The following is a 6,198-nucleotide window of genomic DNA, read 5'->3' as shown; positions in this document are numbered from 1 at the left end:
AGTAATATATCTATTAGATGTGATGTACAAAAAATGGGACGCAATCGCGTCCCATTTTTTATATCATTCTTTTGGCTCGAGATAAGAATTGCTATCTGAAGCCTCCAGCCTCGCTTTTTTACTCTTCGTCAAACGACTCAAATTCGATGCCCATTTCCGTCATCAGTGCTTTTACTTCTGTTGGAATATCATCTGGACGGTCTTTACGAAGGTCTTCATCTGTTGGAAGTGGCTGACCTGTGTACGCGTGCAAAAATGCTTCGCATAGTAATTCACTATTGGTTGCATGGCGTAAGTTATTGATCTGACGGCGAGTACGCTCATCAGTTAGCACTTTTAAAACTTTTAGCGGGATAGAGACGGTAATTTTTTTTACTTGTTCGCTTTTTTTGCCGTGCTCTGCATATGGGCTAATGTATTCGCCATTCCAGTCAGCCATTGCACACCTTCATTTATGTAATCGGTTAAAAATAATTTAGGTGCTGATTTTAGCTGCATTTACCGCCATAAGCAAAGACATATAGACGTCTGGAAGTGTTGACGTCTCATTTTTTGACGAGTAAAGTGAACAGAACAGCAAAGGAAGCGTGTTGATCACTTTATTTTACTCATTAGATATAGCGCATTCCTATTTAGAAGTCATTACCCGTGAAAGGATACACCCATGAGCTCTCGCAAACCTGCGACCATTGCAGTACGCACTGGTATTGAATCAGACAGCCAATATCACGCTGTCGTTCCACCTATTTATCTTTCCACTAACTATGGTTTTCCTGCTTTTGGTGAAGTACCTAAGTATGATTACACGCGATCTGGAAATCCAAACCGCGGACTGTTGGAAAGTGCGTTATCTGAACTCGAGTCTGGAAAAGGAGCGGTTGTCACGAATTGCGGTACGTCGGCATTAAATTTATGGGTGTCCGCTTTTCTTGGCCCTGATGATCTCATTATTGCTCCTCACGATTGTTATGGCGGCACCTATCGTCTTTTTAATACCCGAGCCAACAAAGGCGATTTTAAGGTTCAGTTTGTCGATCAATCAGACGAGCAAGCTTTGGATGCAGCATTAGCACAAAAACCAAAACTCATTTTGCTAGAAACTCCGTCAAACCCTCTGGTTCGCGTAGTGGATATTGCAGCTACCTGTGAAAAAGCGAAACAAGTCGGCGCGTTAGTTGCGGTGGACAATACCTTTTTGACACCCGTGTACCAAAAACCTTTAGAGCTAGGTGCGGATTTTGTTATCCACTCCACAACGAAGTACATCAACGGTCATTCAGACGTGATTGGTGGCGTGATCATCACCAAAACAGAAGCGCATGCAGAAGAGCTTGCATGGTGGGGAAATTGCATTGGTGCGACTGGCACACCTTTCGATAGTTATATGACGTTACGAGGCATCCGTACGCTCGGTGCTCGCATGCGAGTGCATGAAGAGAGTTCACAGCAGGTACTGGCTTATCTCCAGAAGCAAGCGTTAGTTAAAACCATTTATCATCCAAGCCTGCCGGAGCACCCAGGTCATGACATTGCTAAAAAGCAGCAAACTGGTTTTGGCTCTATGCTGAGCTTTGAGTTTGCCGGTTCGTTTGAGCAGTTAAAAGTGTTCGTTAAAGAGCTCCAACTGTTTTCATTGGCTGAGTCATTAGGTGGAGTTGAAAGCTTGATTTGTCATCCGGCATCCATGACGCATCGCGCTATGGGAGAGGAAGCACTTGCAGAAGCGGGGGTGTCGCATCAACTATTGCGTTTGTCTGTCGGCTTGGAAGATGCACAAGATCTCATCACAGATTTAGAGCAAGCATTCGCTAAAGCTGCCCAACAATAGGAGACGAGAATAATGACTTTACAACGTCAGCTGCATAAGTTTGGTGGCAGTAGCTTAGCAAACCCAGAATGCTATTTACGCGTTGTGGATATTCTTAAGGAGTATTCGACGGAAAATGATCTTGTGGTCGTCTCGGCGGCAGGAAAAACCACTAACCGCTTGATTGAGTTCCTGGAAGGGCTAGATAAAGATGGCCGAATCGCGCATGAAGCACTTCAAAGCCTAAGGCAGTTCCAAACGGAGCTAATAGAAAACTTGTTGGAAAATGAAGTACAAGAAGAGCTATTAGCGTTACTGCATGATGAGTTCAGTACCTTATCTGAGCTGACAGCACCACTCACTGGCGCGCAAAAAGCCGCGGTACTAGGACACGGAGAAGTTTGGTCTGCTCGCCTATTGGCCGCGTTATTATCTCAACGTTCTATCCCCGCTGTTGCACAAGATGCACGAGCGTTTTTACGTGCGGAAGCCGGGACTCAACCTGAAGTTGATCGCGCTCGTTCATATCCTTTGATAAAAGAAGTTCTCGCGCAACACAATCATAAACGTGTGGTAATTACTGGCTTTATGGCTCAGAACGAGGCGGGCGAAACCATTTTACTTGGTCGTAATGGCTCTGACTATTCTGCAACTGTCATTGGTGCTCTGGCTGAAGTGAGCACAGTCACCATTTGGAGTGACGTTGCCGGTGTCTATAGTGCCGATCCGCGTTTGGTGGCAGACGCGTGTCTGTTACCGTTACTTCGATTGGATGAAGCCAGCGAACTCGCCCGTTTAGCCGCCCCAGTCCTACACAGTCGTACACTTCAGCCTGTGGCGCAAAGTACTATGGATCTCAACCTCAAGTGTAGCTATCTGCCGGAATCGGGCTCTACTCGTATTGAGCGTGTCTTAGCGTCTGGCCGTGGCGCTAAAATTATTACCTCGCTGGATGATGTTTTATTGGTGCAGCTGTCTTTCATGCATGGGCACGACTTCGAAAAAACACAGAATGATGTATTACAAGCGTTGCAGCGAGCGCAATTGGAGCCATTGGCATTTGAGGCACAGCCCGATCAACACACGTTGCGCTTGGCGTATACCGCAGAAATTGCCGGTGGCGCACTGAAACACTTACAAGAGCTTGCGGTTGAAGCGGAGATTAAGCTCAAAGAAGGCTACTCGCTCTTAGCGGCGGTAGGCGCTGGCGTTACGAAAAACGCCAACCATTGTTTTGGTTTTTATCAGAAGTTAAAACACTCTCCGGTTGAATTTATTTCTGAAACTGAGTCAGGGCTGAGTTTAGTCGCCGTTTTGCGTCGTACTGATACCGAAGTGTTGGTTCAAACGATTCATAGCCAGTTGTTCCAAGCACAAAAGCGCGTGGCGGTGGCTTTATGTGGCAAGGGCAACATTGGTTCTAGTTGGTTAAATTTATTTGCAACTCAAAAAGGTGAGCTCGAAAAACGTCATGGCATGAGCTTCGACCTTGTCGCGGTCGTGGATAGTCAAACCTACTGGTTCGATGAGCAAGGTATTGATGCAGCAAGTGTTGCTGAACGATTTGATGATGAAAGCCTAGCAAACGATGGGTCTTGGTTGACTCATTTAGGAGCGCTAAAAAATTACGATGAAGCCGTAGTGCTTGATGTGACAGCGAGCAAAGACTTAGCTCAGCGCTATGTAGAAATTGCGCAGCAGGGCATTCATTTGATTTCCGCTAACAAAGTGGCGGGTTCGGCTGATAGCCAGTATTACCATCAGGTTCAAGATGCATTCGCTAAAATTGGTCGTTATTGGCTGTACAATGCGACGGTTGGTGCAGGGTTACCGATAAACCATACCGTGCGAGATCTACGTGAAAGTGGTGATGAGATCGTTGCTCTATCGGGTATTTTCTCAGGGACGTTATCATGGTTATTCCAACAATTTGACGGCTCAGTAACATTTAATGATTTAGTCGACCTCGCTTGGCAGCAAGGTTTAACAGAGCCTGATCCTCGTTCTGATTTAGATGGTTCAGATGTGATGCGTAAGCTGGTTATCTTAGCTCGAGAGTCTGGTCTCGATATTGAGCCGGGCAGCGTTAAGGTTGAATCTCTGGTACCAGAAGAATTAAGAGAACTTAGCATCGATGACTTCTTCGATAACGGAGGGCTGTTGAGTGAAATACTGCAAGAGCGCCTGACAAAAGCACAGAGAAACGACCAAGTGCTTCGCTACGTTGCGCGTTTAGAAAAAAATGGTAAAGCGACGGTGGGAGTAGAAGCGTTATCTCGTGAACATGCGCTCGCCAACCTACTGCCGTGCGACAACATTTTTGCCATTGAAAGTAAGTGGTACAAAGATAACCCACTCGTTATTCGAGGGCCTGGCGCAGGAAGAGAAGTGACAGCCGGCGCGATTCAATCCGACCTCAACCGATTAGCCGGTTTATTCTAAAGTTGCGAGATACCTAAAACCCTGGAACCCGACCAGGGTTTTTTATTTTGCCTTCAGTGCCATACTGAAGTATCGGCTTGTGATAAGTGGTGAAATAACGTTCAAGTAATAACTTGAACTATCCTCATTATTAACTTGAGAAAAATTCATAATTACAAGGTTGACATTAAATCGTATTCAATACATTCTGTAGACATATAGACGTCTAAACGTCGATTTAAGGAATTTGTTTTCGTGGCGGAGTGCCACAGGGAGAGTAAGATGGGATACACGCACGCAGGCCATATTGACGCCTTGAACCAGAATATTGCTGAGTTGTCAGACAACATCAATGTATCATTTGAATTTTTTCCACCAAGCAGCGCGAAGATGGAAGAGACACTCTGGAATTCAGTGCACCGTCTTAAAACGCTCCAACCTAAATTTGTTTCTGTGACTTACGGCGCTAACTCTGGCGAGCGTGACAGAACGCACTCCATCATTAAAGAAATCAAAGCAACAACCGGATTGGTTGCTGCTCCTCACCTCACTTGTATTGATGCGACTCGCGAAGAGTTGATTAATATTGCCGATGATTACTGGAATAATGGCATTGAAAATATCGTTGCTCTGCGTGGTGATATTCCTCCTGGTGGCGGTGCGCCTGACATGTATGCCTCGGATCTGGTTGAGCTGCTGAAATCACGTCACGATTTTGATATCTCAGTAGCCGCATTTCCTGAGGTTCACCCTGAAGCTAAAAGTGCGCAGTCTGACTTATTGAACCTAAAACGTAAGGTAGATGCAGGTGCAAACCGTGCAATTACTCAGTTCTTTTTTGATGTTGAGTCTTATCTGCGATTCCGTGACCGTTGTGTAGCGGCAGGAATTGACGTAGAAATTGTGCCAGGAATTTTGCCTGTATCGAACTTTAAGCAAGCGTCTCGCTTTGCTGCGCAGAACAATGTGAAAGTACCAGGCTGGATGAGTAAACAGTTCGAAGGCTTGGATGATGATCCGGTGACTCGTCAGCTTGTAGGAGCTAGCCAAGCTATTGATATGGTGCGCGTACTTAGTCGTGAAGGCGTTAAGGATTTCCACTTCTACACCCTAAACCGTGCAGAGATGACTTACGCTTTATGTCATACGCTAGGCGTTCGTCCTCGCGTTGCAGTAGGTGCATAAATCGACCGGGTTTCAAAAAGACAAAAGGCTTGCCGAGTGGCAAGCCTTTTTCGTTGTATCAAAGTAAAAGGAAATTAACCAATCACTTCAAGTTCTGTTAGGACTTCTTCAGCCCAAGTGATCCACGTTTCACGTAACAGTAGGTTACGACGAAGCGTTAAACGCTCTAGGCGAGCTTGTTTGTCTAAAGTTGACGGCGTTGCGTAGTAAGCCGCTTCAATTTCTTTGTAGTGAGAAACCAGTTTGCGAGACTCTTCAACCAGTTCGGCGAGTTGATCACGGAAAGGTGTTGATGGTTGAACGGCACATGCCATCAATTTCGCTGAAAATTCATCACGAACAGTCGGGTGTGCAGTTGGTTGATCAAACCATTCTCCTAAAGCGCTGCGACCAGCATCTGTGATGGAGTAAACCTTACGGTCTGGTTTGCCTTCTTGGGGTTCTAATACGCAAGTAACCAGCTCTTTCTCGGCCATTTTATTGAGTTCACGGTACACTTGTTGGTGGCTTGCTTTCCAGAAGTAACCGATGCTAGCAGAGAATTCTTTAGTGATATCGTAACCGGTTGCGTCGCGAGTGCTAAGAACAGTTAAGATTACGTGTGGTAATGACATGTCTTCAATCCAAATGGTCAATAAACTTGTAAACAAGCTACTTATACTTTCAGCTGTGCTCTTTCTGGCACTTGAGTTTTTTAATGTATAAGTAGCACCAACAATGTTGGTCCTGTCACCTTAAAGCCGTTTATCACCTAGAGAGATGGGGAGTCCCATCATGGCTGGAGC

General features: G+C 45.7%; 5 protein-coding genes. 3 read left to right on the top strand and 2 right to left on the bottom strand.

Annotation, left to right across the window (positions count from 1 at the left end):
- Window positions 1–118: 118 nt before the first annotated feature.
- Window positions 119–439 (bottom strand): met regulon transcriptional regulator MetJ, encoded by a 321-nt coding sequence (metJ, locus tag CAG69_RS05745; RefSeq protein ID WP_005381353.1) that lies wholly within the window; start codon window positions 437–439, stop codon window positions 119–121.
- A 225-nt stretch (window positions 440–664) separates the two neighbouring features.
- Here metJ and CAG69_RS05740 point away from each other — a divergent pair, with 225 nt between their 5' ends.
- From CAG69_RS05740 to metF, 3 genes are all read left to right on the top strand, one after another.
- Window positions 665–1,828, top strand: coding sequence for an O-succinylhomoserine (thiol)-lyase (locus CAG69_RS05740; protein ID WP_114324092.1), 1,164 nt, complete (start codon window positions 665–667; stop codon window positions 1,826–1,828).
- A gap of 12 nt (window positions 1,829–1,840) precedes the next feature.
- Window positions 1,841–4,249, top strand: coding sequence for a bifunctional aspartate kinase/homoserine dehydrogenase II (locus CAG69_RS05735; RefSeq protein ID WP_161443120.1), 2,409 nt, complete (start codon window positions 1,841–1,843; stop codon window positions 4,247–4,249).
- A 261-nt stretch (window positions 4,250–4,510) separates the two neighbouring features.
- On the top strand, window positions 4,511–5,413 hold the full coding sequence (gene metF / locus CAG69_RS05730; RefSeq protein ID WP_012841345.1) for a methylenetetrahydrofolate reductase: 903 nt from the start codon (window positions 4,511–4,513) through the stop codon (window positions 5,411–5,413).
- A gap of 74 nt (window positions 5,414–5,487) precedes the next feature.
- Here metF and CAG69_RS05725 read toward each other — a convergent pair whose 3' ends face one another.
- Window positions 5,488–6,027, bottom strand: a complete 540-nt coding sequence (locus tag CAG69_RS05725; protein WP_005395734.1) for a PadR family transcriptional regulator — start codon at window positions 6,025–6,027, stop codon at window positions 5,488–5,490.
- Between the last annotated feature and the right edge of the window lie 171 nt (window positions 6,028–6,198).

The sequence above is a fragment of the Vibrio sp. V43_P6S15P86 genome (assembly GCF_009904725.1).
GTDB classification, from domain to species: Bacteria; Pseudomonadota; Gammaproteobacteria; order Enterobacterales; family Vibrionaceae; genus Vibrio; species Vibrio diabolicus.
This window is presented reverse-complemented; position numbering and strand designations above follow the sequence as displayed.

What these genes read in the sequence shown, in the direction of transcription:
- CAG69_RS05740 (WP_114324092.1), top strand. Translation starts at nt 665, where the DNA reads ATGAGCTCTCGCAAACCTGCGACCATTGCAGTACGCACTGGTATTGAA.
- metJ (WP_005381353.1), bottom strand. Translation starts at nt 439, where the DNA reads ATGGCTGACTGGAATGGCGAATACATTAGCCCATATGCAGAGCACGGC.
- CAG69_RS05725 (WP_005395734.1), bottom strand. Translation starts at nt 6,027, where the DNA reads ATGTCATTACCACACGTAATCTTAACTGTTCTTAGCACTCGCGACGCA.
- metF (WP_012841345.1), top strand. Translation starts at nt 4,511, where the DNA reads ATGGGATACACGCACGCAGGCCATATTGACGCCTTGAACCAGAATATT.
- CAG69_RS05735 (WP_161443120.1), top strand. Translation starts at nt 1,841, where the DNA reads ATGACTTTACAACGTCAGCTGCATAAGTTTGGTGGCAGTAGCTTAGCA.